Below are 25,749 nucleotides of genomic sequence, written 5' to 3'. Positions count from 1 at the left end.
TGATTCTGTTCGATATGCACTGCACCACAATTGATTTGACAAGAGTGCTGCACATGCACAGTTGCCACGTTACCGGCGAAAATCCACCGCGAAGCCCGATAACCGGCTCGAACAGGCTTCCTTCATCGAATCTTCACAGTCGAGTGGAAACCACCACGCGCCAGCAATGCAGACACGCAGTCGACTAACCTCGGTCTGATGAGCGCCGAACTACGACCTGGCGAGGAACCGGGGCGCGTTCTTGTCGTCGACGACGAGACTGCCCTCGCCAAGGTTGTCGCCAACTATCTGACACGCGAAGGATTCACCGTGCGCCTCGCCCACGACGGGCCGAGCGCAGTACGTTCGGTGCGCGAATTCGAGCCCGCGCTGATAGTGCTCGATCTGATGCTCCCGGGCTTCGACGGTCTGGAAGTCTGCCGACGAATCCGTACCTTCTCCGATGCGTACATCCTGATGCTGTCCGCCCGCGGTGAAGAGTCGGACAAGGTGACGGGTCTGGCGGCCGGCGCTGACGACTACGTGGTCAAACCCTTCGGCCCCCGCGAACTGGTTGCGCGAGTGAAAGCACTGCTCAGACGGCCACGCGCGTCGAGTTTGCTGCCAAAAGTGCTGCCGACGCCTCCCGGTCTCGACATCGACGTCCTGGCCCGCACGGTCCGTGTCGACGACACCCTGGTCGATCTCACTCCCACCGAGTTCGCGTTGCTCTCCGCGCTTGCATCCCGACCCGACGCTGCCTGGAGTCGGGCCGAGATCATCGCCTCGGTATGGGGCTCGTCCTGGTTCGGGGACCAGCACATCGTCGACGTCCATGTGCGTGCATTACGCCGCAAACTCGGCGACGACGCGACCGATCCTCGGTTCATCAGAACCGTCAGGGGCGTCGGATACTCCCTGAGGTCGTCATGAACGCGGTCGTCATGAACGAGGTCGTCATGAACGAGGTCGTCATGAAGAAACTCGGGCTACGCGGAAAACTGCTGCTGGCGCAGCTTGTCGTCCTGTTCGTCTCCTGCCTCGCCATCGCCGCAGTCGCCATTGCCGTCGCTGCCCCGCTCTTTCACAACCACCTCATGATGGCCGGCATCGAAGACTCGAATGTCCGTACCCACACCGAAGAGGCATTCGCTCAGACCATGACCATTGCACTGTTGTGCGGGATCGCGGTCGCACTGGTGGGCGCAAGCATCGCCGCGGTCTACATCGTCCGACGCATCACGGCCCCGATCGCAACGCTGGCGGAGGCGGCACAAAGCGTCGCAGACGGGAACTTCGACGTGACTATCGGCAGGTCCGACGTAGATGCCGATTTCACGCGTCTCGAAACTGCCTTTGCCGACATGGCGGCACGCCTTGATCATTCGGATCGGGTCCGCAAACGCCTGCTTGCCGATCTTGCCCACGAATTACGCACTCCGGTATCGACTTTGGCTGCGTACGTAGACGGCATCGAGGATGGCGTCCTCCCCACGGACAACTCTTCATGGTCGGTCATGCGCGATCAACTCGAAAGACTGCGTCGGCTCTCTTGCGATCTGGCGGACGTCTCCGCGGCCGACGAACACGCTCTCGAACTCGATCGCCGAGACGAGAAGATCGACGACATCGTTTGCAGCGCAACGGCAGCAGCGGCGCCACGTTTCGCCGATCGTGGAGTCGAATTGACGACCGCGCTACCTCCGCAACCGATCACGGCCGAGGTCGATCGCCAACGAATCGAACAGATCCTCGCCAATCTGCTCGAAAACGCATTGCGGCACACTCCGAGCGGAGGTTCGGTGACGGTGACACTCGCACGGGAAGGTGACCACCTCTCGGTGTCCGTCACCGACACCGGTGACGGAATTCCCGCAGACCAACTCGAATCAGTCTTCGACCGTTTCCATCGCGGTGATCGATCCGACGGTTCCGGTTTGGGGCTCACGATTGCGCGCAGCCTCGCGCTCGCACACGGCGGCGATCTGTCGGCGCTCCGAAACGAGCAACCTCTCGGCAGCACGCTGATCCTCACCTTGCCGACAGGTTTCAGGCTGCCGCTTTGAACGGATCGTGCTCGGCGATCAGCTTCTCGAGTCGAGCCTCGTCCACTCGAACCCTGACAGTGGATGCCTCCTACTGATCACGAATCACCTTGGCCAACGTGAACGTACTGGTGACCAAGAACAGCAAGGACATTCCGAGAAATCCGCGTTGCCACGCATCGATCGGAAGATACGCAATTCCGAGGAGGGTGCCGACAAAACTGACGGCAAAGGCTATTCCGGCCTGAAGATAGAAGGCTGCAGTGGTCTTCGAGGGTGTTGTCGGTGTGCTCATGCTTCGAAGTCTGCTCGCCCATCCCGGCACTCGGATGCGTAGTCCTACTCGAGTGCGCACGGTACTTCCCCGGCAAAATCAGATGCCGTCACCCATCCTGGTGGATAGTCTCGGTCCCGTATCCGGAGTTGTTCCAGAACAGTCAGACGGCAGGAGTGATCGATGACCCGCAGACATATAGCCATGGTGAGCATTCCGGCACCGGGCCACGTCAATCCGAGCCTGGCGATCATCGCGCGTCTCGTCGCCGCCGGTCACCGCGTCACCTATGCCAACGACGAGTCGATGCGTGAGATCATCGAGGCGACCGGGGCCGAATTCGCACCGTACGTCTCCACGCTGCCCAGCCTCGTCCCTTCTCCCGACGGCGCCGAACCCGAGAAGAGCTGGGACGGGGATCTGATCGATCAGTTGACGATTTTCCAGGACGATTACGAGTCGATGCTGCCGCAGCTACGCCGAATCTACGAAGACGATCGCCCTGACCTCTTTCTCTACGACATCGCCGGCATTCCGGCACGAATACTGGCTCAGCAGTGGGGCGTTCCCATCATCCAGTTGTCGCCGACGTACGTTGCCTGGGACGGTTACGAAGCCGACGCCGCACCGATGTACGACGAAATTCGTTCCGATCCGAGAGGCGTCGACCTGCTCGATCGGGAGACCCGGTTCTTCCGCGCCGAAGGCGTCGAGGTCGATCCACGTGAGTTCACCGGACGCCCACCCCGTGCAATCGTGCTGATCGCAGAATCGATGCAGCCCAACGCCGATCGCGTGAACCGCGACGTCTACACGTTCGTCGGCCCCGCACTCGAACCGAGCAGTCAACCTTGGGTGAACCCGGATCCCGAACGCAAGCTCTTGTTGATCTCGCTGGGTTCAGCATTCACCGATCATCCGGATTTCTACCGCACCTGCGTCGAGGCTTTCGGCCAGATGGACGGCTGGCACGTCGTCCTCCAGATCGGAAAGCAGGTGCAGATCTCAGATCTCGGACCATTGCCCGACAACGTCGAAATACACCGTTGGGTACCGCAGTTCGCGATTCTGCAGCAGGCCGACGCGTTCGTGACCCACGCGGGTATGGGCGGATCCAGCGAGGGACTCGTGACCGGGACACCCATGATCGCAGTGCCGCAAGCCGTCGATCAGTTCGGCAACGCCGACTCGCTCGTCGACGCCGGTGTCGCAGTACGCGTCGACAGCGCTACCGTCACGGCAGTAGAGCTTCGTGAGGCGCTGACTCTGGTGAGCGCCGACGAGTTCCGCCGACGCAGCGCGGAGTTGGCAGAAGAACTCGCAGCGGCGGGCGGTGTGTCCCGTGCCGTCGAATTGATCGAAGCCGCTCTACCCGGCAGCGGGCCCAGATAATGTCTGCTACCAGTGCCAGGCGTCGCCGCCCACGTTCTTGATGGTTCGCTGCAGCACAGTGATGGTGGTGACAAACTCCTCTTCGGTGATTCCCTGCATCCGCTCTTCCTGCAGCATCTGCTGTACCCGCGCGGCGCGATCGAACTGCTCGGAGCCCGCATCAGTCGGGCGAAGGACAGACCCGTCTTCGCGCGCCCACCCCAGTTCGAGGGCAGAGTCGACGGCGTCATCGATCACATCGGTGGATTCGTTCGGACCGATCGTCCGCAAGAGGACAGCGCGCTCCACTCCTTCAGGGTACAGCGAAAGTTGGTGCAGGACCCACCACCCCGGCTGGGTGACGCCGATCGCTTCGAGTGCTCCGCGCGTGCGCGTGCGAATCGCTTCACCGGCTCGCGCGGTCCAGAATCCGATCGGCTGGTTGGCCGGTGGCTGCATCGCTTGTTTGTTCATGCACACGACGATAAAACCTCAACGGAAGTTCAGGTCAACCACCAGCGAGGTGAAGTTCTACATATGTTGCGTGATTGCTCGGCCGATAATGCGGGCGGCGTCGGGGAACTCACCCGGGTTCGGTCCGGCGTAGTTGAGCCGCAAGAACTTTCCAGTCGGTTCTGCCGGGAACCAATCGTCACCGGCCCCGACGATGACGCCGGCCGACCGGCAGTCCTGCACCACGCGTTCGACGTTCGTGGTGTCCGGGAGCCGAAGCCAGAGGTTGAGTCCGCCTTTCGGTACGGCGTCGAGGTGAGCGTCCGGCGCGTACTCGCGCAGACTCGACACGAGGAGGTCGCGTCTGGCCTCGAGTTGGTGACGAAGCCTGCGCAAGTGCGTTCGCCAGGCCGGTTGGGTCACGACGTCGAGCGCTACCGCTTGCAGCATCCCGCTGACATACATCGAATCTGCCTGTGTATCAGCCAGAATCCGCTCGTACGCCGGACCCCGAGCGATCAATCCGGCAACTCGCACCGATGGGGACACGCTCTTGGTCAGCGCACGAAGGTAGACGACGTGACCGCTGTCGTCTCGTGCAGCGATGGGGCTGGGATCTGCGGTGATTCCGAAGTCGAGCGCCGAACTGTCCTCGATGAGGAATGCGCCGTGCCGACGGACGGTGTCGAGAACCTTGTCGGCCAACGACGGCGACCACAGCGCTCCGGTCGGACTCGCGAAGCTCGGTTGTGCGTAGAACGCACGGGCACCGGTCTGTTCGAATGCACGCGAAAGCTCTTCAGGATCAGGACCGTTGGCGCCGCTGGAAATCGGAATGACCGTGACTCCAGCCTGTGCGGCGGCCAGGATCGCTCCCCAGTAGGTCGGCGATTCCATGAGCAACGGACGTCCCTCCCCCACCAACGCGCGAAAGGACGTCGCAAGCCCACCCTGACTGCCCGGAAGTACAACCACGTCGTTCGGCCCCGGCGGAGTGATCCCGGCAGGAGTGGCGAAACCCAATTCGGAGGCAAACCAGGACTGCAGTTCCGGAAGCCCGGCAGCGAGGGGCCGATTGAACACGGCGTCGGTTCGCGTCGCCCTGGTGAAGGCTGCACGAACCAGACCTTCCGGCAACAGCTCTCGGGCCGGATAGCCGGAATGCAGCGCGATCACGTCGTTGGAGGTGGACTGCAGCGCCATGGGCAACTGCAGACGATAGTTCGGCGATCCAAGCGCCGCTGTCTGCCACCCGTAGTCGTTGGGTCGCACGACGCGCGCCGCGCGCACGAAGGTCCCCACACCGGGACGAGCCTCCACAACCCCCTGAGATACCAGTGTTCGCAGCGCCTTCTGCACGGTGACCGGACTCGCCCCGTGCAGGCTGACGAGCGACCGAGTGGACGGAAGCTTCGCGCCTGGAGGAGCCGTCGCGATCCACTCACGCAAGGCTGCGACAATCCTCGAACTGCTATCATTGGACATGTCGAATCATAGTAGCGCTACTCCTCTTTCGCCGCTAGCGCTATCGCGAATCAATGTCCGTTTCCAGACCGAACCCTGAGGCGCCCTTCTCATCTGAAACACAACTCGCCCACCCGAACCGGAGAGGTACGTAACCGCGTGAACACACCCATCGATCAGGCCCGCAAGCTCGAGAATGTCAGGTACGACATCAGAGGGCGAATTCTCGACAAGACCGAAGAACTCGAGGATCAGGGACACACGATCCTGCGACTCAACGTCGGCAATCCGGCCCCCTTCGGGTTCGAAGCTCCGGACGAAATCATGATGGCCATGATCCGCAATCTCCCTACCGCGCAGGGATATTGCGATTCTCGCGGACTGTATTCGGCGCGCACTGCGGTGGTCCAGTACTACCAGACGCGGGGTATCACCGACGTCACCGTCGACGAGATCTATCTCGGAAACGGTGTGTCCGAACTGATCACCCTGACGATGCAGGCCCTCTGCAATCCAGAGGACGAGATCCTGATTCCCGCTCCCGACTATCCCTTGTGGACGGCTTCGGTTTCACTTGCCGGCGGCACGCCCGTCCACTACCTCACCGATGAAAGCCAAGGCTGGGCACCGGACTTCGACGATCTGGAAGCTCGGATCACGCCGCGCACCCGAGGGATTGTCGTCATCAATCCCAACAATCCGACGGGCGCCGTCTACTCGACGGAGGTGCTGCAACGCTTCGTGGATCTAGCGCGCAAACACGATCTGATGCTCTTCGCCGACGAGATCTACGAAAAGATCGTCTACGACGGCCGATCCATGACAAACCTTGCGACGATGACCGGGCGAGACGTTCTGTGTCTGACGTATTCGGGACTGTCCAAGGCCTACCGCGTGTGCGGATTCCGAGCCGGATGGCTGGCCATCACCGGACCACTCGAGCGGGCGTCGAGCTTCATCGAAGGCATCAAATTGCTGGCCAACATGCGAATGTGTGCCAACGTGCCGGCGCAGCACGCTATCCAGACTGCACTCGGCGGACGTCAGTCCACCGAGGACCTGTTGCTTCCACAAGGTCGGCTGACGGCCCAGCGCGATCTCGCACACACCACGCTCAACAGCATCGACGGGATCAGTTGCCAACAGGCCGACGGGGCGCTGTACCTGTTCCCCAAGCTCGACGTCGACAAGTTCGGCATCGTCGACGACGAGAGGTTCGTTCTCGATCTACTGGAATCGGAGAAGATTCTTGTCAGCCACGGTCGCGCGTTCAATTGGATCGAACCCGATCACTTCCGGTTGGTGACTCTCCCCAACACCGACGATCTCTCGACGGCACTCGAGCGACTCGGCAACTTCCTCAGTTCCTACAGCCAGTAGCCCTGGGTACCGGGCCCACATACGACTGAACGCCGACCGGATTTCCGGTCGGCGTTCAGTGGTGAAAATCAGCAGGCGATCAGGCAGTGACGATCGCGTCGAGGGCCGAGTAGAACAAGCCCAATCCGTCGTCACTGGGACCGGTGAGAGCCTCGGTGGCGTGCTCGGGGTGCGGCATCAAACCGACGACCCGGCCGTTGGCCGAGGAGATGCCGGCGATACGACGCTGCGAGCCGTTGGGGTTCTCCTCCGAGTAACGGAAGACGACGCGGCCTTCGCCCTCGAGTTCGTCGAGAACCTTCTCGGACGCCTGGAAGCGACCTTCACCCGACTTGAGGGGGATGAGGATCTGCGCGCCGGCCTCGTATCGCGAGGACCACGCCGTGTTGTTGGCCTCGACCGTCAACCACTCGTCGCGGCAGATGAAGTGCAGACCCTGGTTACGGGTCAGGGCACCGGGCAGCAATCCTGCTTCGCAGAGGATCTGGAAACCGTTGCAGATGCCCAGGACCGGCATGCCGCCCTTGGCTGCTTCCACAACCTTGCCCATCGCGGGAGCAAAACGTGCGATCGCGCCGCAACGAAGGTAATCGCCGTACGAGAATCCGCCGGGCACGATGACCGCGTCGACACCCTTGAGGTCTGCATCGCCGTGCCAGAGTTCGACAGCTTCACCGCCGGCCAGGTTCACTGCCCGAGCCGCGTCGATGTCGTCGAGCGTGCCGGGGAAAGTGATTACTCCGATACGTGCGCTCATGCCTCGACTCGCCTGACGGTCCAATCCTCGATCACCGTGTTGGCCAGCAGGCCTTCGGCGATCTTCTCGAGTTCGGCGTCTTCGACACTGCCGTCGATCTCCAACTCGAACCGCTTGCCCTGACGGACATCGGATACTCCTGCAAAGCCCAGGCGAGACAGTGCCCCGACAATTGCCTGTCCCTGGGGGTCGAGAATCTCGGCCTTGGGCATGACTTCGACGACGACACGGGCCACGTGCTGCTCCTCGGTACTAGTGCGCGAACCCGGAGTGAAACGCTCGGGTGATGGCCAGTTTACCGGGCGGACCCGAGATGGTTCGCATCGAGTGATCGGGGCGTGACGGCCACCACCTGTGAAACCCGCCTGCGAGTCCCTTCGGGGCGGCGCATACTCGAAATCATGCGACTGACACATTTTGGCCATTCCTGTGTGCTCGTGGAGTTGAACGGCTCGAAGATCCTCTTCGATCCCGGCAACTTCTCGCACGGATTCGAAGGCATCACCGGCCTCGACGCCATCCTCGTGACACATCAACACCCCGATCACGCCGACCCGGCGCGGCTGCCCGAACTGGCCGAAGCGAATCCCGACGCCGTGCTCTACAGCGATCCGCAGACGGCTGAAAAGCTCGGTGGGCGCTGGACCGGCGTCCGGCCGGGCGACCGGTTCAGCATCGGCGACGTCGAGGTGACCGGAACGGGCGGAGAGCACGCAATCATCCATCCGGACCTACCGATGATCGACAACACCGCGTTCCTCCTCGGTGACGCCACCAACCCGGCACGGTTCATGCATCCCGGCGATTCCCTCTACGTCCCCGAACAAAAGATCGACGTTCTCGCCCTCCCCGCCGCCGCACCGTGGCTCAAGATCTCGGAGGCCATCGACTACCTCCGCGCGGTGGCGCCGCGCGTTGCGGTTCCCATTCATCAAGCGATCATCCGCGACGAGGCCGCAGGCATCTTCTACGGTCGCTACTCGGAAATGGCTGCCGACGGCACCGAGTTCCGAGTTCTCGGCGAGGAGTCGAGCGTCGAAGTCGCCTGATTCGGTTCTCACGCACTCACATCGACGATGATCCAGCCGGTGCTCGTGCCACCGGCTGCGTCGGTGAGTGTGTAGAGAATCCTGTCGGTGCCTGCCTTCGTTCCGGCTTCGAACACCACTTCGCCGTTTTCGAGCTTGACGGTGCCACCGAGAAGTGACGTCGCCCCGACGCCGGTCACTTTGATCGAATCTCCGTTGCTGTCATGATCATTCGCGACGGCGTCGACGGTGACTGTGCCGCCTGAGCGGACCCGCGCGGTGTCGAGTGCGGCGTACGGCGGGATCGGGCTTGCCGTGTACCGACCGACGTCGTCGAGTCGAGCCGAGGCAACCTCCGCCGCATCGACGATGGCAGCGAATTCGGTGCCGTCGAAGCGTGAGAGGTCGTTACCGTTCATGATGGTCGATCCCTCGGCGCCGCCGCCGTGGTAGTCGTCGGCATAGAAGTTGTGGCCCAACTCGTGGCGGAGAACGCGGCTGAAGTTGCCGTCGGACTCGGCACCGACATGCGCGTAGCTGTGGTCGAGTTCGAACTTCGAGTAGTAGGCATTTCCGCCACCGGATGCGCACACGACGGTCGCCTGATCGACACTCGACCCGACCTGATCGGACCACAGCTCTTCTAACTGCTCGAGATTTTCACAACTGCTCGAGTACGGATCGCCGGCGGAATCTGCCCGCAGGACAACTCGACCGAGGACCGGCCGAATCCCGACGTCTCTGATCCAGATGGCAGCGGTGCGGGCCATTGATTCCTCGGCCCGATCCAGAGCGACGGCGGCACTGCCTGCGCCGTGCGCGGAGTACCACTCGCCACTGAGGTCCAGTCCGACCACGAACTGCTTGACCGTCTTGCCGACCCTTGCGGCCGAGGCCGGCGCAATGGCCGCGGTGGGCCACTTGGGTTTTGCGTCGATCGGCGCCGTGCTGCGACCGACCACCTCGGATCCGACGAACTCTATCGAAACACCACGATCGAAAATCACCTGCCCGCGCAGTGTTCCGGCGGAGTCGACGATGGCCGAGACGATTGCGTCCGGACGCCCTTCCACGCTGCCGATGTACGAACGGGGCGCCGGGATCACCGCGTCGGTCAGCTCTCCGTCGCCGTCTTGCACAGCCATCGAGAACTCGGATCCCCGCAGGTTCATCTTGTGAAGGCGCAGTGTGAGTTGCTCACCTTCATCGTCGACGGTTGCGGTGCGGACGCCATCGCTCGACCCGCTCGACCCGCCGTCGACACTGCCCGTCGGCAGCGTGTGAACCGCGCCGGTCGGAGCGGCAGACGCGAGCGCCGGAACGAACGCAGCACAGACGACTGCGCCCACAGCCACGGCGACAAGACCCTCGGCCGACTTGGAGAACACTCTCGTGCGCATGGCGAGATCCCGATCCCATCTACTAGCGGCAGATTAACTGCACGCACTCTAGCAGTGGGAGAGTTGGCTGACCCAGCGCTCTAATTAATCGTCCGTTTTATGCGATTTTGACCCATTCTGCACTACTACCAGCAAGGAAGTGGAGAAACGCGAAGAGTCTGCCCGCTCGGACAACCCGGACAGACGACATAGTCTCGTAGCTATCAAATAGTTGCCAACTACCGAATTCAGGCAGCGCCGAGCTCCTGAGACGGGGAGTTCCACCGATACACCTGCGAGTCGGCTTCGTGGAAGAGGGCAAGGTCGACGGCGTCGAGGACGGCCTGACGTGGGCCCTCGTTTCCCAACTGCTTGGCCGTGATCGACAATCTGACCAGTCCCCCACGTTTGGCGGCACGCCCGGCTCCGAGAACCAATGCGCGACACCACCACGGCTCGGCCTTGAAGCCTTCGCCGATCCCGAAAACCCTTCCCCGTTGCAAGGTTCCGCGGGTCAGATCATGTACTGCCCCGAGGCCTGCCATCGTGCGAAAGCCCGTCTCCGGCAACACCGACATGGCACCGGGCGATGCCACCCAGCGCGGCGGTGCGAACACCCGGGTCCGAAGGCCTGCATGCTCGAGAACGCGGTCCGCAGCGAGTAGTCGCAGTTTCGCTTCGTGCTTCGACAGAGTGGCGAACTCGGCTCGGCGACGCTTGGTCGCGGCCTGGTCGTAGCCGTGCAGAACGATGGCATCGCCGTGCTCGCGACGCTCACGCAGCCAAGCCGTCGTCACCGCGTCGTCGGCCAGTCGGTATTTGTCCTTCAGTCGCGGCGCCACCAGGAGCGACAAGCGGACACCTCGAGTGTCCATCTCGTCTGCGAATCCGGCAGCGAGATAACATGTCTCGTCTCTGATTCCGGATACCGACACGATCAGTTCTGCGGACATACTCCGATAGTGGCAGCTGTGGGTGAACAGCACACTGCCGCCGGATGATCATCCGGCGGCAGTTTTCAGCGCACCTACTGGTTCTTGGAAACCTCTAGTTCTTGGGAAGCGCAGCTTCGATCGCGGCGACAACCTCGGGTGCGTCAGGCTCGGTCCGCGGACGGAAGCGGTTGACGACGGTGCCGTCCGGTCCGATCAGGAACTTCTCGAAGTTCCACTGAATGTCTCCCGCAGCGCCTTCGGCGTCGGCCGCCTTGGTGAGCTCGGCGTACAGCGGATGCTGGTTTTCGCCGTTCACCTCGATCTTCTCGAGAAGCGGGAACGTGACGCCGTAGGTAGTGGAGCAGAACGTCTCGATCTCTTCGGCGGTACCCGGTTCCTGCCCCATGAACTGGTTGCACGGGATACCGATCACGGTCAGACCGCGATCGGCGTACTCGCTGGCCAGCTTCTCGAGCGCCGAGTACTGCGGGGTCAGTCCACACTTGGACGCGACGTTGACCACGAGGACGGCGCGGCCGTCGTATTCACCCAAAGAGGTGGGCACGCCACCGAGGGTGTTGATCGCGATGTTCTGTACTGGAGTTGTCATAGGCTCCAACTTAGCGACTCTCTCACGCACTGCTCCTTCGCGCACTGCTAATTCGACGCTCCGAGAATGCGATCGAGGTCGTCCAGAACGGTGAGGCCGCCGAGCGGTCCGACGCCGGTGATCCAGTAGGACATGTCCACCAGATGCGGGTTCGGGAAGAATCCGGCGTTGTCGGCCACGGCCTTCGGCATCGTGCCGGCATCGGCCGGTTTCGCGGAGGTGACCAGGATGAGGTCGGCGTTGGCTCCGGAGACGAATTCCGGGGAGAGGTCGACGGAGATCGAGTTCTCCCAGTCGCGTGCGGGAATCGTGAGTCCAGCACATTCGAGAGTGCTTCCGGCAAACGACGTGGGTCCGTACAGCGTCAGAACGTCGTCGCGTGGGCGGATCAGCTGAGCGGTCTTGCCCTCGGTGCTGTGCTTGCTCGCCACTTCCTCGCAGCGTGCCGTGTAGTCACCGAGCAGTTCACCTGCCTGATCGGTCTTGTTCAACGCCTCTGCGACGAACTGGACGTTGTCCTGCCACGGATCGGTCTGAGTTGCCATGTAGACGGTCGGCGCGATGGCAGCGAGCTGCTCGTACAGATCACCGTGCCGCGATTCCGTTCCGATGATCAGGTCCGGGCTCAGTGCGACGATCTTCTCGAGGTTCGGTGCCGCGACCGTTCCGACCATCTCGATCTCCGCCGCCTTCTCACCGAGGTACGCCGGAACGCCGGTCGTCTCGCTGAGTACCGCGGTGCCCACGGGAATCACGCCCAGCGCTACCGACGTGTCGAGCTGAACCGGCTCGAGCACGACAACTCGCTGTGGATTCGTCGGTACGTCGGTAGTTCCGCGGGCGTGGGTGACCGCGTGCACGGTGTCGGCAGACTGACTGCCGGTATCCGTCTTGTCGTCACTGCCACACGCCGTTGTCGTTGCCACTATGGCGGCGAGGACAAAACCACCCAGCATGTACTTCGTCCGCGAGTTACTGCGTTTCATTCACAAACTCCTGTTACCGACTGCTTCCGACCGTCACAGCCACGTGCATTCACCGCGGCTGAGCAAAGGATTCACCATCCAATAGTCTGGTGAGCCTAACCTACGAGACTGGAGCCTCATCATGTCTTCCCTCCCCTGCCACAGCGACGGTGTCCTGGGGAAAGGATCTATGCAGTGCCTTTCGGAATTTGTCGCCAATCCGCAAACCAGTCGACGCCCTCACGCCTGTACACGGCAGTCGTCGACCGCCGGCGAACCTATGGTCGGTCGCGCCGGAATGACACATCTGTGGGTATTGATCGAGCATCCCGGCCCCTGGCCGGCGTCCGCCCCTGACGACATTCTCCCCGTCGCGCTCACCGAAAAGATCTACGCAGCGCAGGGCCGTATCCGTGTCGTGGTGATCCGGCGGACCCGCAACCGCCGGGTGCTCACCCCGACGTGTGTACTCGCCTGGACGGACGGCACACGCCAATGGATGCGGGAAGGGGCGGTCGACCGATACGAGGACCTGTCGGTACTGCCGTTCGAATCGATGGCCGCCGGAGCGGAACCCGACTTCGGCCGCTCCCGCACGGAACCGCTCTTCGCAGTCTGCACGCATGGAAAGAAGGATGCGTGCTGCGCGGAACTCGGCCGCCCGGTCGTTTCGGCGCTGAACGCGGCACAGATCGCAGATGTGTGGGAATGCAGTCACATCGGCGGAGATCGTTTCGCGGCCAACATGATTGCGTGGCCTGCCGCAGTCTATTTCAGCCGACTGGACGGCAACTCCGCAATCGATGCAGCCGAAAAATACCAAGCCGGAGAATTGGAGCTGCTGCACCTGCGCGGCCGGGCGGCACTGTCACAGGCCGCTCAGGCCGCCGAACACGCAGTCCGACGCGCCACCGACATCGTCGCCACGGACGCACTCGAGAGCATCAGCGAGAGTATGGACGGAGAACACACGACTGTCGATCTTCGGTTGGAGGGGAGAGACTTTCGCGTCGTCGTTCGCTCCGGTCCTCCAGGGCTGCCGTTCCGACATGATTGTGGTGCCGGAGGGACCGTCGAATGGAGCGGATGGACCGTCGAGCACGTTCACGAGCAACCCCACTGACCACTCGATTTCGACAAGAGTGCCCGGCAGGCCATCGAACCGAGATTTGCGCGGACTGACAACACTTCGAATCAGGTCGCGATGAAGGATCGACGCCCCTGGTGTTTACAGCTTGCATTCTTCCCATGACCACCGCACTGACGCCGAATGCCGTACCCCGGTCTGCTGATCCGATCAAAAGTGAGGTCGACTACGAAACACTGGCAGAGAAATTCCGTCCGATCTTCGCGGACATCGCACAAGGCGTCGTCGAACGCGAACGCGATCACGTACTTCCCTTCCAACAGATCGACGCACTCAAGAATGCAGGCTTCGGCGCCGTTCGGGTGCCGACAACACACGGTGGATCCGGTGCGAGCATCCCGCAATTGATCCGCTTACTAGTCGAGCTGTCGAGCGCCGATTCCAATATCACCCAGGCCCTGCGCGGACATTTCTCATTTGTCGAAGACCGACTGGTCGCCGACCCAGGCCCGGAGCGTGACATCTGGCTCCGACGCTTTGCGGAGGGACAGTTGGTCGGCAACGCGTGGACCGAAATCGGCGACGTTGCATTGGGCGAAGCCAACACCAAGGTCTCGCCCGCACCCGATGCCGACCATTTCCTGGCGAACGGGGCAAAGTTCTACAGCACGGGTTCCATCTTCGCCGACTGGATCGACCTGTACTCGCAGCGCACCGACACCGGCGCATTCGTGATCGCGGCGGTCGAGGCGAGACAACCCGGTGTCACACACAGTGACGATTGGAACGGGTTCGGTCAGCAGACGACTGGCTCCGGTTCGTCCGTCTACGAGGACGCAATTGTACAGCCGGAGAACATCTTCGACTTCTCGACACGATTCAAATACCAGACCGCGTTCTACCAATTGTTCCACCTCGCCACTCTCGCCGGCATCGCCAAGGCTGCTACGATCGAGATCTCTCGTCGAGTTGCCTCTCGTACTCGAACCTTCAGTCACGGCAACGCTCCGAGATACGCGCAGGATTCGCAGATCCAGCAAGTTGTCGGCGAGGTGTCCTCTGCTGCCTTTGCAGCCGAGGCCGTTGCACTGCACGCAGCACAGTCGTCCCAATGGGCTTACGAAGCCGCATTCTCCGGCTCGCCGGAGGAAGAGAAGGCCGCCAACATCGCAGCCGAAATCGATTCGGGGCGAGGGCAAGTCGCCTCGATCGGACTCGTCGTGCCGGCCACGGCCAAGATCTTCGACGCACTCGGTGCTTCCGGAGTCAGCCGCGACCTCGATCTCGATCGATTCTGGCGCAACGCCCGCACCGTCGCCAGCCACAATCCGGTCGTCTTCAAATCCAAAGTTGTCGGCGACTACGAAATCAACGGAACCGAACCGATTTACGTGTGGGCCATCGGGACCGCACCGACCGAAAAGGATGAACAGGCATGACCGTGACCAGTGAAACCGAAGTCTTCGTCGGCGTTCCCGACACATCCGAGGGCTGGATCGACCGGGCTCGCGAGGTGAGCAACATCCTTGCCGCCGACGCACTCGCCCGCGACCGAGCCGGCGAACCACCGTTCCGAGAAGTTCAGCTACTCAAGGACAGTGGTCTTGTAACGCTCCTGGGCCCGGTCGAGTTCGGCGGCGGCGGGCAGCGATGGGAGACCGCCTACAAGGTGGTTCGGGAGATCGCCCGCGCCGACGGCTCCATCGGACAACTGCTCGGATACCACTACCTGTGGGCATGGGCAGCCAGATTGGTCGGAACCGATCCGCAGATCTCCGCTGTCGAGGAGCTGTACACGAGCAACCGATTCTTCTTCGGCGGCGCGGTCAACCCTCGAGACACCGACCTCACCGTCGCGGACCGCGGAGACACCCTGGTGTTCAACGGTGTGAAGTCGTTTTCCACCGGCGGCCGAGTCACCGACCTCACGGTGCTCGAAGGAATCATCGACGGAACTGCGACGCATGTGTTCGCAATCGTGCCGACTGCTCAGGACGGCATAGTCTTCCGCGGTGATTGGGACAATCTCGGGCAGCGCCTCACCGATTCCGGCAGTGTCGAGATCAACGACGTCGAGGTCGACTGGGCAAGTGCGGCAGGCTTTGTCGACAAGGAATTCCAACCTCTGGTCTACAACACCCTGAACTTCCCGGCGATCGAGATCGTGTTCGCCAACTTCTACCTCGGGATCGCTCGTGGCGCACTGGGCACTGCCGCCGAGTACACCCGAACCCGTACGCGTCCATGGCCGTACGGCGGTGACAACCGCGAAATCGCAACCGACGAGTGGTACCTCCGTGAGGGCTACGGCGACTTGCAATCCAAGCTGTGGGCAGCGGAGGCCTTCGTGGATCAGGTCAGCCGTGAGGCCGACGCAGTGCTCCACGACGCTCGCGAAAACCTCACCGAGCAGGCTCGCGGCGACCTCGCCGTACGCATCGCGGCCGCAAAACTTCGCGCCGCCGACGTCTCCTTGGAGATCAGCAACAAGATCTTCGAACTGACCGGTGCCCGAGCCACGTCCAACGACGTCGGCCTGGACATCTACTGGCGCAACATCCGGACGCATACCCTTCACGATCCGCTCGCGTACAAGCGCCGTGAAGTCGGTAGTCGTTTTCTGACCGGCGAGATTCCCGAACCGACCTGGTACACCTAGCCACGAACAGAAAGAGACCGTCGCACGGTTGGTGCGGCGGTCTCTTTCATCGTTACGACCAGGATCACTGATCGTAGATCGGGTTCCGCGCCTGCAGCGCAGTCAAATGTTCAGCAGAGCGGACGTTTCTAGTGATGACTCACGAACGACTGTTTGGTGCCGGTCGGAGCCGTTTCGAGCTTGTGCTGCTCTTCTTCGTCCTCGTCGTCGAGCATCGTGGCTTCGTTGAACGGAATCTTCCCGTCGAGTACCTCGACGACGCGTTCCTTGTCGATCGTCTTGGTCCAGGCGCCGACCAGGAGAGTCGCAACCGCATTGCCCGAGAAGTTGGTGATCGCTCGCGCTTCCGACATGAAGCGGTCGATTCCGACGATGAGTCCGACGCCGTCGAGAAGCTCGGGGCGATGGCTCTGCAGTCCGCCTGCCAGCGTGGCCAGACCGGCGCCGCTGACTCCGGCAGCGCCCTTGGAGGCGATGATCATGAACACCAGCAGCGAGAGCTGTTCACCGAAACCGAGTGGCTGTCCCATGGCGTCGGCGATGAAGATCGAGGCCATCGTCAGGTAGATCGCGGTGCCGTCGAGATTGAACGAGTAGCCCGTGGGAACGACGATGCCCACCGTGGTGCGCTCGACGCCTACGTGCTCCATCTTGGCGATCAGACGCGGCAGTGCCGATTCGGAGGACGACGTGGCGAAGATGAGCAGGTACTCACGGGCCAAGTACTTGACCAGCTTGAAGATGTTGAATCCGGTGACCGCGCGCAGCAGCGTTCCGAGAACACCGAAGACGAAGATCAGGCAGGTCAGGTAGAAGCCGATCATCAGCGTGCCGAGCTGGACGACGGCGTTCAAACCGGTCTGGCCGACGACGCTGGCGATGGCACCGAAAGCACCGATCGGGGCGAGCCAGAGGATCATCGTCAGGATCTTGAACACGAGCTTCTGGATGTATCCGACGGCCTTGAGGATCGGTTCACCCGACTTGCCGAGCGACTGGATCGCGAAGCCGACCAGAAGGGCGACGAACAGAGTCTGCAGCACGCTGCCGGCTGTGAGGGAGGACAGCATCGACGTCGGAATGATGGACGCGATGAAGTCCCAGGTACCGCCCGCGCTGTGGGCCTGATCTGCAAGCTTGGCCACGGAGGCCGCATTGGGCGTGATGTTCAGGCCACTGCCCGGGTTGAGCAGGTTGCCGACGCCCAGGCCGATCGCGAGTGCGATGGTGGACATCCCGATGAAGTAGGCGAGTGCGAGGCCGCCGACCTTGCCGACCTTGGCCGCCGCTCGAACCGAGCCGATGCCGAGCACGATGGTGCAGAAGATGACCGGGCTGATCATCATCTTGATCAGGCTGACGAACAACGTGCCGAGTACACCGACGGACTTACCGAACTCGGGTGCGAGCCAACCGACGAGGATGCCGCCGATGACCGCGACGATGACGCTCATGTAGAGCCAATGCGTCTTGTCGCGCTTTGCCTTGGTGCCCTCGGGCTGTGGGGAACCGTCTACTGTCCCTGTTGCCGTGCTGCTCATGGGGTGTCCTTTGGATCGGATATCTGTGAAGTGATCGGGATCACTTCGAGTCGTGGAGAATTCTTGTTGCAAACAGGTGGGCCCGGAAGTTTGTGTTCATTACGTTCAGGAGGCGCTCGATGGTCGAACGAAAGACCGGCCGACGTATGAGCGTCGCCAGGCAGATCCTGCTCCTGCAATTGGCGTTGTTGGCGCTGGTCATCGGCGTGGGGGCCGCGCTTGCAGTTGTCGACGAACGCCGAGACAGCGACGACGCGATCCGCAGGCAGGTGAGCTCGATAGCGCAGACTCTCGCCCTGTCGGATTCGACGGCGGCAGCCCTGACGAGTCCGGACCCGACCGCGATTCTGCAACCACAGACCGAGAAGATCCGACAGGCAACCGGCGTCGATTTCATCGTGGTGATGGCGCCTGATCGCACTCGGTTCACCCACACGAGCCCGGAGCTGATCGGTCAACTCTTCACCGGGAACATCGACCGCGCACTTGCCGGCGTGACCTTCACAGAGACGTACGCCGGGTCGCTGGGGCCGTCGATCCGCGCAGTCACTCCTGTCTACGATTCCGGCGGAACCCTGGTCGGTCTGGTTTCTGCCGGTGTCACCCGCGAGCAGATCAGCAAGCAGTTCGCCCAAAGTGTTCCGGTCATCCTGTTCGTTGCCGGCGGCGGTCTTCTTGCCGCCCTCCTGAGTTCACTTCTGGTGAGTCGGCGTATCCGGCGACAGACCCTGGGGATGGCGCCGGATGAACTGCGCACCATGTACGAACACCACGACGCCGTCCTGCACAGCATCGGTGAGGGTCTGGTGGTGATCGGGCGAGGCCGAAGCAGAGATGCGCGAGTGGATATCGTCAACGACGAAGCGCGTCGCCTCCTCGATCTACCGGACGGGCCCGTGCCACTTTCGTCCATCCCCGAGACCATGCGAGTCGACGACGCCTCTCCCGCGAAGGATCAAGTGCACCTCACCGACAAGCGTGTGCTGGTGGTCAACCAACACCCGGTTGAGTGGGAGGGCAACAGAATTGGCACCGTGCTGACAATTCGCGATCACACCGAATTGCAGAACGTACTCGGGGAATTGGATTCGGTACGCAGTTTTGCCGAGTCGCTTCGATCGCAAGCCCACGAGAGTGCAAATCGTCTGCACACGATCATCACGATGGTCGAGTTGGGCCGGAACGAAGACGCAGTGGCCTTCGCCACCAATGAATTGCGAGTGTCCCAACAGTTGATAGATCGTCTGATGAATGCGGTCCACGAACCGGCGCTCGCCGCACTGCTGCTCGGGAAAATGAGTGAAGCGACCGAACGCGGGGTCGACCTGACCATCACCGAAGACACCGCGCTCGGTCCGGTTCCTTCGCTCAATGCACGCGAGTTGGTCACGCTGGTCGGCAATCTCGTGGACAATGCTATTGACGCATCGCGCGCGAGCGAGTCTCCGTGGGTGGAAGTGACGGTAATGGAAGAGGATTCGATGATGGTTGTTGCCGTCGCCGACAGCGGCCCGGGAATGACACCCGAAGCACTCGAAAAGGCCAAGGGCCGTGGCTACTCCACAAAATCCGGCTCTCGCGGACTCGGTCTCGCACTGGTCTCTCAAGTTGTGAAACGGCACGGCGGCACGCTCACCAGCGAGCCGGCGATGGGCTCCATGCTGGTTGTCCGTATCCCGCTGCGCGAGGCGGAAGCACCGCGATGATCCGTGTGCTGATAGTCGACGACGAACCGTTGATCGCCCAGGCGCACCGTTCGTACGTCGAGCGTGTGCCGGAATTCGTGGTCCATGGCGTGGTTCATTCCGGGAACGCCGCCGTGCGTGCAGTTACGGCGGCCAACGCCACCGACCAGCCCATCGACCTGGTCCTGCTCGACATCGGGTTGCCCGACGCCAGCGGTCTCGACGTGGCTTCCGCCCTGGGCGGTTTGCGGCCCAGTCCGGACATCATCGCGGTTACCTCGGCGCGCGATCTGGAGGTGGTCCGAAGCGCCGTGGCTCGCGGGATCGTCCTCTATCTTCTCAAGCCGTTCACTTTCGCAGCATTCCGCGACAAGCTCGAGCGCTACCTCGAATATCGTGCAGCACTTCCCGCTGGAGAGTCTGCGGTCAGTCAACACGACATCGACCGCGCGATGTCCGCGCTACGAACGTCCGACGATCGAGCAGCGGCACCGAAAGGCTTTGCGTCTCAAACACTCGGACTCGTCGCAGCGTCCGTCCGGGATTCTGAGGGACCCGTGACCGCTGCAGAGGTGGCAGCGTCGGTCGGCGTGTCCCGGGTGACAGCCTGGCGCTACCTGGAAAAGCTGGCAGACGACGGCATGCTCACCCGGGAGACCGAGTACGGGCGCGCTGGGCGCCCTCAGGTTCGTTACCGCAGAACCTGATTGACGCGGAACCTGATTGACGCGGAACCTGATTGACACCGAAGCTAGTTTGCGCCAACCGTGTCGAGAACCCAGGCGAACTCGAACGCGACCTCTTTCCACTTCTCGTACCGACCGCTGACACCGCCGTGTCCGGCGCTCATCTCGGTCTTGAGAAGTAGCGGAGCATCACCGGTCTTGGTGGCGCGCAGTTTTGCGACCCACTTGGCCGGCTCCACGTACAGAACACGGGTGTCGTTGATGCTCGTGATCGCAAGAATGGCGGGATAGTCCTTGGCTTCCACGTTCTCGTACGGGCTGTACGAGCGCATGTAGTCGTAGACGTCCTTGTTGTGCAGCGGATCTCCCCATTCGTCCCACTCGATGACCGTCAACGGCAGCGACGGATCGAGAATCGACGTCAACGGGTCGACAAACGGAACATTGGCGAGAATGCCGGCAAACAGTTCCGGAGCGATGTTGGCGACAGCGCCCATCAGCAATCCACCTGCACTACCGCCGTCGGCAACCATCCGGTCGGCCGATGTGACACCGGTGTCGATCAAATGCTTTGCGCAAGAGACAAAATCGGTGAAGGTGTTCTTCTTGGTGAGCGTCTTGCCGTTTTCGTACCAGTGACGGCCCATCTCGCCGCCGCCGCGCACGTGTGCGACGACGAAGACGACGCCGCGATCGAGCAACGACAAGCGGGCAACCGAGAACGACGGGTCGATGCTCGCCTCGTAGGAACCGTAGCCGTACAACAGCAGCGGCGCGGGACCTTCCGGCGCACCTACGCGCCTCACGATCGAGAGCGGAATGCGGGTTCCGTCGTCGGCTACTGCCCAGTCGCGACGCTGCTCGTAGTTACTCGCATCGAAGTCACCGAGAACAGGCTGCGACTTGCGCAGTGCCAGTTCACCACTGGCGACGTAGTAGTCGTACACCTGCCCGGGAGTGATGAACGACGTGAAGCCGAGCCGGATAGTGGGCTGCGCCCATTCCGGGTTGGACCCCATGCCGATGCTGAAGAGTTCTTCGTCGAAGTCGATCTCGTGGCGTTCGCCGTAGCCGTCATCCGTCAACGGCCACACGGCAACCCGAGTGAGCGCCTCGCGTCGGTAGCTCAGGACGAGGTGTCCGGCAAAGGCTTCGGCTTCTTCCAGCCGAACGTCGGCGCTGTGCTCGATCAGCGTCGTCATGTTCGTCGGATCCGACACGGGAGCTTCCACCAACACGAAGTTCTCGGCCTTGATGCCGTCGACGACGTCGTTGTGGAGAATGAGGAAACGGTCCTCTCCCCCGATCACGGCGTGCTCGGCCCCGTACTCGACGCCCTCGCGACGTGGGATGATGACGCGGAATTCGCCTTCCGGGTTCGCCGATTCCAGCATCCAGCCTTCGCTGGTCACCTTGGAACCGACCCAGATCATCAGGTACTTCTCACTGCGGGTGGACCCCACCGAAACCCAGTACCGTTCGTCGGGCTCGTGGAACACCGAAACATCTTTACTCTGCGGCGTTCCCAGCTTGTGACGCCACACCGTGTCCGGACGCCAGGAGTCGTCGACCGTCATGTAGAAGACGTGACTGTGGTCGATCGCCCAGGTGGCGCCAGGCGCGGTATCGGGAATCTCGTCGGCGAGCATCTCACCGGTCTCGAGGTTCTTGAACCGCAAGGTGTACCGCTCGTCGCCGACGATGTCCACCGAGTACGCGAGCAACGTGCCGTCCTCGCTGATGGAGAACGCGCCGAGCGAAAAGAACTCGTGCCCTTCGGCTTCGACGTTACCGTCCATGAGGATCTGCTCGTCGGCCAGCTCGACGCCGGGCGTCAGGTCGGGCGGAGTCCAGTCGTCTTCACCGGCGATGGGGCACCGGCACTGGACGGTGTACGACTTGCCTTCCACGCTGCGCGAGTAGTACCACCACTTACCCATGCGCGTGGGCACCGACATGTCGGTTTCCTGCGTCCGCGACTTGATCTCCTGGAAGATCTTCTCGCGCAACGGCTCGAGCGCGGCCGTCTGCTCGTCGGTGTACGCGTTTTCGGCTTCGAGGTATGCGACTACCTCGGCGTTGTCCTTGTCCCGCAGCCACTCGTAGTCATCGACGAACGTGTGTCCGTGATGGGTACGTTCGGCGGGGACCTTCTTTGCGACCGGCGGGATCAGGCTCATGCGCTGGGACCGACCCAATCGTCGAAGGACAGACCGGAAATGCGCTCGTACGCCTCGATGTAGCGTGCACGGGTCGCGTCGACGATCTCCTGCGGCAACGGCGGCGGTGTCGTGTCCGAGCTACGGTCCCAGCCGGATTCAGGGCTCGTGAGCCAGTCGCGCACGAACTGCTTGTCGAAACTGGGCTGCACCTTGCCCGCTTCGTAGCCTTCGAGAGGCCAGTAGCGCGACGAGTCGGGGGTGAGCACCTCGTCGGCGAGCACGAGGTTTCCAGCGGAGTCGAGACCGAATTCGAGCTTGGTGTCGGCAAGGATGATTCCGCGATCGGCTGCGAAGTTGGAGGCGCGGGCATAGACGTCGAGAGTGTCCTCGCGAAGCTGCACTGCCAGCTTCTGGCCGACCTTCTCCACTACCTGATCGAAGCTGATGTTCTCGTCGTGATCCCCGAGAGCCGCCTTGGACGCCGGGGTGAAGATCGGGTCGGGCAGACGCGACGCCTCGACGAGGCCCTCGGGCAACGCGACGCCGCACACTGCGCCGGTGTTGTTGTAGTCGACCAGGCCAGAGCCGGTGAGGAAGCCACGAACGACGCATTCGACGGGAACCATGTCGAGGGAGCGCACGACGAGAGCGCGGCCGAGAACCTCTTCCGGGATGCGATCGTCGTCGGGCTCGCCGGCCAGGTGGTTGGTGCCACCGAGGACGTTGAAGAAGAACACGCTCATCGCGGTGAGCACGCGACCCTTGTCCGGGATCGGCGTGCTGAGCACGTGGTCGTAGGCCGAGATCCGATCACTCGCGACAAGCAGCAGATGCTCGTCGTCGATCGTGTAAAGGTCACGGACCTTGCCACCGGCCAGATGAGTGTAGGAATCAAGTGTAGGACGCACCCGGTCACCCTATCGGGCGTTCGCAGTTCGTACAGAACCCCGGTAGCCGGGACAGGTAAGCGTCCTCGCCGATCGGAGAGCTGTCCGCCCTGCTCATCCGGATATGCAGGTGGCCCCTCGCCAGCAGGCGAGAGGCCACCGTCACAGTCGATGAACTACTGGTTTGCGGGCAGCTTCGACAGGCCCTCGTCGATCGAATCCAGCGTCAGAAGAGCCGTCTGATAGGTCGCGGCCAGCGAATGCTGGACCTGGACGACGTTGCCGGCCTTCACTGCGGGCAATTCCTTCCACAGCTCGGAATTGACCAGCTCCTGCAACTGCGGAGACATCGAGCCGTCGGCATTGAGGCCGTAGACGATCACGTCGACATTTCCGAGATTTTCGCCGATCTTCTCGATGGATACCTGTTCGACGTGGATGTCGGCGGGGTCTGCGGGGGTGCCGGGGAACTGCAGTCCGAGTCCGTCGAAGAGATTGGTCGTGTACGAGGACGCGTACTCGCGTGAGAAGGTGCCGGCTTCCGGCTTGCAGACGTTGCACACGCCGCCGAAGGTCAGCGAGCCGAGCTTGTCCTTGTACTTCGCGGCCAGTTCGGCGGTTTTGGCGTCGTAGTCGTCCTTGAACTCGCCGTAGTTGCCGGAGACATTCGCGGCATCGGCGAACTGCTCGCCCAGCACTCGCCAATCAGCAGGAACCGTCGGCCCCAGGAAGACGACGGGAGCGGCCGCCTCGAGCTGCGCCATGTCCAGCTGGCTTTCGACTCGAGCGGGAACACCCATGATGATCAGATCGGGCTCGGCAGCGACGATTCCCTCGTAGTTGAGCTGGGAGACGTTGCCGTCGGGCGCGACCTTCGGCAGAGCTTCGTAAGCGGCCTTGGTCTTGTCGTCCATGTTGCCGAGTTCACGGGTCCACTCGCATACTGCTGCCAGGTTCGCTCCCGCCTGAATCAGCGGCAGAACTGCGTATCCGCAGGCCACGATCCGTTGCGGGTCGCTCGGGATCTCGATGGATCCGTTCTGTGCCTCGAAGACACGGGTCTGCGAGCTCGCGGCTGTCGTCGACGATTCGGACGACGCCTCCTCGGAGTTGCTGCAGCCGGCGACGCCGACCGCCAGCGCAGCTGCTGCGCCGATCACCACTGCGCGGCGAAACCGCGACAGACCTTGAACCCGCATGTTGAACTCCATCTGAACGCACCGGACTGCTCCGGAATTGATTTGGTGAGGCTAACCAATATCAGGGCACTGGACCTTTACACAAACACAGGTCCCGAGGAATGAACTGCGCCTCCCGAGCCGCCCACGCTCACAGCAGCACGCCTCCCACTGAGAGGGAGCAAAGCAAGATTCCTCTCGAATCGGACACGCGAACTCGCTACCTTGCCTTCGCGATACCTCATCGACTCGCCACTCTCTCCGCTCGACGAAGGGCTCACACATGTCCCGATCCACCCGTACCTGCTCACTACGGTCTGCCGCGGCCATTGCGTTGACCAGTAGCTTTCTCATCACCGGTTTCGGCGCCTCGATCGCGCAGGCCGAACCTGGCCCCTCGGCTCCGCTGTTCGGCTCGCTGGATTTCGGATCCAGCAACTTCGGCAGTTCCGAGCAGACCCCAGATGCGCCGCGGCTGACCGGGATCGACAATTTCCGCGACGTCGCAGGCACCGGCGCCGGATACTCGGGAACTTTCGGCCTGCCCGTGAACAAGGGAGTCTTCTACCGCGCGAACGCGATCACGCCCAAGGGCGATGACATGAGCAATCTCGAAAAGCTGGGACTGACAAAGGTTTACGATCTGCGCACTGAACCTGAGATCGCCAGTAAGCCCGATGTCTTGCCCGACGGGGTTGCGTACGAGAACATTCCGATCCTGTCCGGGAACATCGCCGAGATGATCGCGAAGATCAAGTCCCCCGAGGACTCACGATCGATGATGCAGGACATGAACCGCGCCTTCGTCACCGGAGCGACGGAGCGAGCCGGGTTCGCGCAGTTGCTCACGGGTCTCGCGGAAACCGAAGGTGCACAGGTCTTCCACTGCACCGCAGGCAAAGACCGCACCGGCTGGACGTCGTTTCTGCTGCTGAGTATCGCCGGTGTCGACCGCTCGGTGATCATGAACGACTACTTGCTGACCAACGAGTACACAGCCGAAGGCATGAAGGCCACGCGCGCGGGCATCGCGGCGAGCCTGGGCGAACAGATGGCCGTCAACATGGAGCCCCTGTTGGGTGTCGAGGCAAGCTATCTCGATGCCGGTCTCGCCCAGTTGGACCAGACCTACGGGTCGGTCGATCGGTACCTGACCGAGGGCCTGGGTCTGAGCCCGGCGACTGTCATGACGCTCAAAGCCAAACTGCTGGGCTGAGTGGCACG

General features: G+C 62.3%; 23 protein-coding genes and 1 pseudogene. 11 read left to right on the top strand and 13 right to left on the bottom strand.

Features of this window, described 5'->3' with window-relative positions:
• Positions 1-198: 198 nt before the first annotated feature.
• Both RHP72_RS05270 and RHP72_RS05265 read left to right on the top strand, forming a co-directional pair.
• A complete protein-coding gene (locus RHP72_RS05270) occupies positions 199-912 on the top strand; it encodes a response regulator transcription factor (protein ID WP_311094429.1) in 714 nt (237 codons plus the stop codon).
• Positions 909-2,045 carry an ATP-binding protein gene (locus RHP72_RS05265; RefSeq protein WP_311094428.1) on the top strand — a complete coding sequence of 379 codons (1,137 nt, stop codon included), beginning with the start codon at positions 909-911 and terminating at the stop codon, positions 2,043-2,045. Before RHP72_RS05270 ends, RHP72_RS05265 begins: the two co-directional genes overlap by 4 nt.
• Here the strand turns inward: RHP72_RS05265 and RHP72_RS05260 are convergent.
• Positions 2,029-2,319, bottom strand: a pseudogene (locus tag RHP72_RS05260) (YiaA/YiaB family inner membrane protein). The gene RHP72_RS05265 and the pseudogene RHP72_RS05260 sit on opposite strands and share 17 nt — an antisense overlap.
• Positions 2,320-2,481: 162 nt before the next feature.
• Between RHP72_RS05260 and RHP72_RS05255 the strand changes: the two are divergent.
• Positions 2,482-3,690: a macrolide family glycosyltransferase gene (locus RHP72_RS05255; protein WP_218749186.1), complete on the top strand. Its 1,209-nt coding sequence runs from the start codon at positions 2,482-2,484 to the stop codon at positions 3,688-3,690.
• Positions 3,691-3,696: 6 nt separating this feature from the next.
• Here the strand turns inward: RHP72_RS05255 and RHP72_RS05250 are convergent, their stop codons facing one another.
• Together RHP72_RS05250 and RHP72_RS05245 are read right to left on the bottom strand one after the other, a co-directional pair.
• The gene (locus tag RHP72_RS05250; RefSeq protein WP_311094426.1) at positions 3,697-4,143 is read right to left on the bottom strand and encodes a hypothetical protein; all 447 of its coding nucleotides are present in this window, start codon (positions 4,141-4,143) and stop codon (positions 3,697-3,699) included.
• A 57-nt stretch (positions 4,144-4,200) separates the two neighbouring features.
• Complete coding sequence (locus RHP72_RS05245) at positions 4,201-5,607, bottom strand: PLP-dependent aminotransferase family protein (RefSeq protein ID WP_311094425.1); 1,407 nt, start codon at positions 5,605-5,607, stop codon at positions 4,201-4,203.
• A gap of 138 nt (positions 5,608-5,745) precedes the next feature.
• On the opposite strand from RHP72_RS05245, the gene RHP72_RS05240 reads away from it, so the two are divergent.
• Complete coding sequence (locus RHP72_RS05240; protein ID WP_311094424.1) at positions 5,746-6,966, top strand: pyridoxal phosphate-dependent aminotransferase; 1,221 nt, start codon at positions 5,746-5,748, stop codon at positions 6,964-6,966.
• Between the two features lie 79 nt (positions 6,967-7,045).
• Here RHP72_RS05240 and purQ read toward each other — a convergent pair whose 3' ends face one another.
• Positions 7,046-7,723, bottom strand: coding sequence for a phosphoribosylformylglycinamidine synthase subunit PurQ (gene purQ, locus RHP72_RS05235; protein WP_003945887.1), 678 nt, complete (start codon positions 7,721-7,723; stop codon positions 7,046-7,048).
• Positions 7,720-7,959 (bottom strand): phosphoribosylformylglycinamidine synthase subunit PurS, encoded by a 240-nt coding sequence (purS, locus tag RHP72_RS05230; protein ID WP_003945817.1) that lies wholly within the window; start codon positions 7,957-7,959, stop codon positions 7,720-7,722. Before purS ends, purQ begins: the two co-directional genes overlap by 4 nt.
• Positions 7,960-8,124: 165 nt before the next feature.
• Between purS and RHP72_RS05225 the strand changes: the two genes are divergently transcribed.
• Positions 8,125-8,772 carry an MBL fold metallo-hydrolase gene (locus RHP72_RS05225; RefSeq protein ID WP_054825454.1) on the top strand — a complete coding sequence of 216 codons (648 nt, stop codon included), beginning with the start codon at positions 8,125-8,127 and terminating at the stop codon, positions 8,770-8,772.
• 8 nt (positions 8,773-8,780) lie between these two features.
• Here RHP72_RS05225 and RHP72_RS05220 read toward each other — a convergent pair whose 3' ends face one another.
• The 4 genes from RHP72_RS05220 to RHP72_RS05205 form a co-directional block, all read right to left on the bottom strand.
• On the bottom strand, positions 8,781-10,151 hold the full coding sequence (locus tag RHP72_RS05220) for an Ig-like domain-containing protein (RefSeq protein WP_311094423.1): 1,371 nt from the start codon (positions 10,149-10,151) through the stop codon (positions 8,781-8,783).
• Positions 10,152-10,378: 227 nt separating this feature from the next.
• Entirely contained in the window at positions 10,379-11,083 is a 705-nt protein-coding gene (locus tag RHP72_RS05215) for a DUF2334 domain-containing protein (RefSeq protein ID WP_007734443.1), read from the bottom strand.
• Between the two features lie 94 nt (positions 11,084-11,177).
• Positions 11,178-11,675, bottom strand: coding sequence for a glutathione peroxidase (locus tag RHP72_RS05210; RefSeq protein WP_003945816.1), 498 nt, complete (start codon positions 11,673-11,675; stop codon positions 11,178-11,180).
• Between the two features lie 47 nt (positions 11,676-11,722).
• Positions 11,723-12,661 carry an iron-siderophore ABC transporter substrate-binding protein gene (locus tag RHP72_RS05205; protein ID WP_311094422.1) on the bottom strand — a complete coding sequence of 313 codons (939 nt, stop codon included), beginning with the start codon at positions 12,659-12,661 and terminating at the stop codon, positions 11,723-11,725.
• A 277-nt stretch (positions 12,662-12,938) separates the two neighbouring features.
• On the opposite strand from RHP72_RS05205, the gene RHP72_RS05200 reads away from it, so the two are divergent.
• The 3 genes from RHP72_RS05200 (at position 12,939) to RHP72_RS05190 (ending at position 16,386) form a co-directional block, all read left to right on the top strand.
• On the top strand, positions 12,939-13,763 hold the full coding sequence (locus tag RHP72_RS05200) for a sucrase ferredoxin (RefSeq protein ID WP_231917209.1): 825 nt from the start codon (positions 12,939-12,941) through the stop codon (positions 13,761-13,763).
• 125 nt (positions 13,764-13,888) lie between these two features.
• A complete protein-coding gene (locus RHP72_RS05195; RefSeq protein ID WP_311094421.1) occupies positions 13,889-15,166 on the top strand; it encodes an acyl-CoA dehydrogenase family protein in 1,278 nt (425 codons plus the stop codon).
• Positions 15,163-16,386 carry an acyl-CoA dehydrogenase family protein gene (locus tag RHP72_RS05190; protein WP_311094419.1) on the top strand — a complete coding sequence of 408 codons (1,224 nt, stop codon included), beginning with the start codon at positions 15,163-15,165 and terminating at the stop codon, positions 16,384-16,386. Before RHP72_RS05195 ends, RHP72_RS05190 begins: the two co-directional genes overlap by 4 nt.
• A 128-nt stretch (positions 16,387-16,514) precedes the next feature.
• Here RHP72_RS05190 and RHP72_RS05185 read toward each other — a convergent pair whose 3' ends face one another.
• Complete coding sequence (locus RHP72_RS05185) at positions 16,515-17,927, bottom strand: C4-dicarboxylate transporter DctA (protein WP_007734438.1); 1,413 nt, start codon at positions 17,925-17,927, stop codon at positions 16,515-16,517.
• A 119-nt stretch (positions 17,928-18,046) separates the two neighbouring features.
• Here RHP72_RS05185 and RHP72_RS05180 point away from each other — a divergent pair, with 119 nt between their 5' ends.
• Together RHP72_RS05180 and RHP72_RS05175 are read left to right on the top strand one after the other, a co-directional pair.
• Positions 18,047-19,633, top strand: coding sequence for a sensor histidine kinase (locus RHP72_RS05180; protein WP_054826964.1), 1,587 nt, complete (start codon positions 18,047-18,049; stop codon positions 19,631-19,633).
• A complete protein-coding gene (locus RHP72_RS05175; RefSeq protein ID WP_003945570.1) occupies positions 19,630-20,319 on the top strand; it encodes a response regulator in 690 nt (229 codons plus the stop codon). Before RHP72_RS05180 ends, RHP72_RS05175 begins: the two co-directional genes overlap by 4 nt.
• Positions 20,320-20,363: 44 nt before the next feature.
• Here RHP72_RS05175 and RHP72_RS05170 read toward each other — a convergent pair whose 3' ends face one another.
• The 3 genes from RHP72_RS05170 to RHP72_RS05160 form a co-directional block, all read right to left on the bottom strand.
• Positions 20,364-22,478 carry a S9 family peptidase gene (locus RHP72_RS05170; RefSeq protein WP_158170189.1) on the bottom strand — a complete coding sequence of 705 codons (2,115 nt, stop codon included), beginning with the start codon at positions 22,476-22,478 and terminating at the stop codon, positions 20,364-20,366.
• Positions 22,475-23,368 carry a phosphoribosylaminoimidazolesuccinocarboxamide synthase gene (locus RHP72_RS05165; protein ID WP_003945463.1) on the bottom strand — a complete coding sequence of 298 codons (894 nt, stop codon included), beginning with the start codon at positions 23,366-23,368 and terminating at the stop codon, positions 22,475-22,477. Before RHP72_RS05165 ends, RHP72_RS05170 begins: the two co-directional genes overlap by 4 nt.
• Before the next feature lie 155 nt (positions 23,369-23,523).
• Positions 23,524-24,558 (bottom strand): ABC transporter substrate-binding protein, encoded by a 1,035-nt coding sequence (locus RHP72_RS05160; RefSeq protein ID WP_277376622.1) that lies wholly within the window; start codon positions 24,556-24,558, stop codon positions 23,524-23,526.
• Between the two features lie 250 nt (positions 24,559-24,808).
• On the opposite strand from RHP72_RS05160, the gene RHP72_RS05155 reads away from it, so the two are divergent.
• Complete coding sequence (locus RHP72_RS05155) at positions 24,809-25,741, top strand: tyrosine-protein phosphatase (RefSeq protein ID WP_054781000.1); 933 nt, start codon at positions 24,809-24,811, stop codon at positions 25,739-25,741.
• The last annotated feature ends 8 nt before the right edge of the window (positions 25,742-25,749 follow it).

The organism is Rhodococcus sp. SG20037 (assembly GCF_031763325.1).
Classification (GTDB): Bacteria; Actinomycetota; Actinomycetes; order Mycobacteriales; family Mycobacteriaceae; genus Rhodococcus_F; species Rhodococcus_F qingshengii.
Note: the sequence above shows the minus strand (reverse complement) of the source record. Positions and strands in the feature narration are given on the sequence as shown.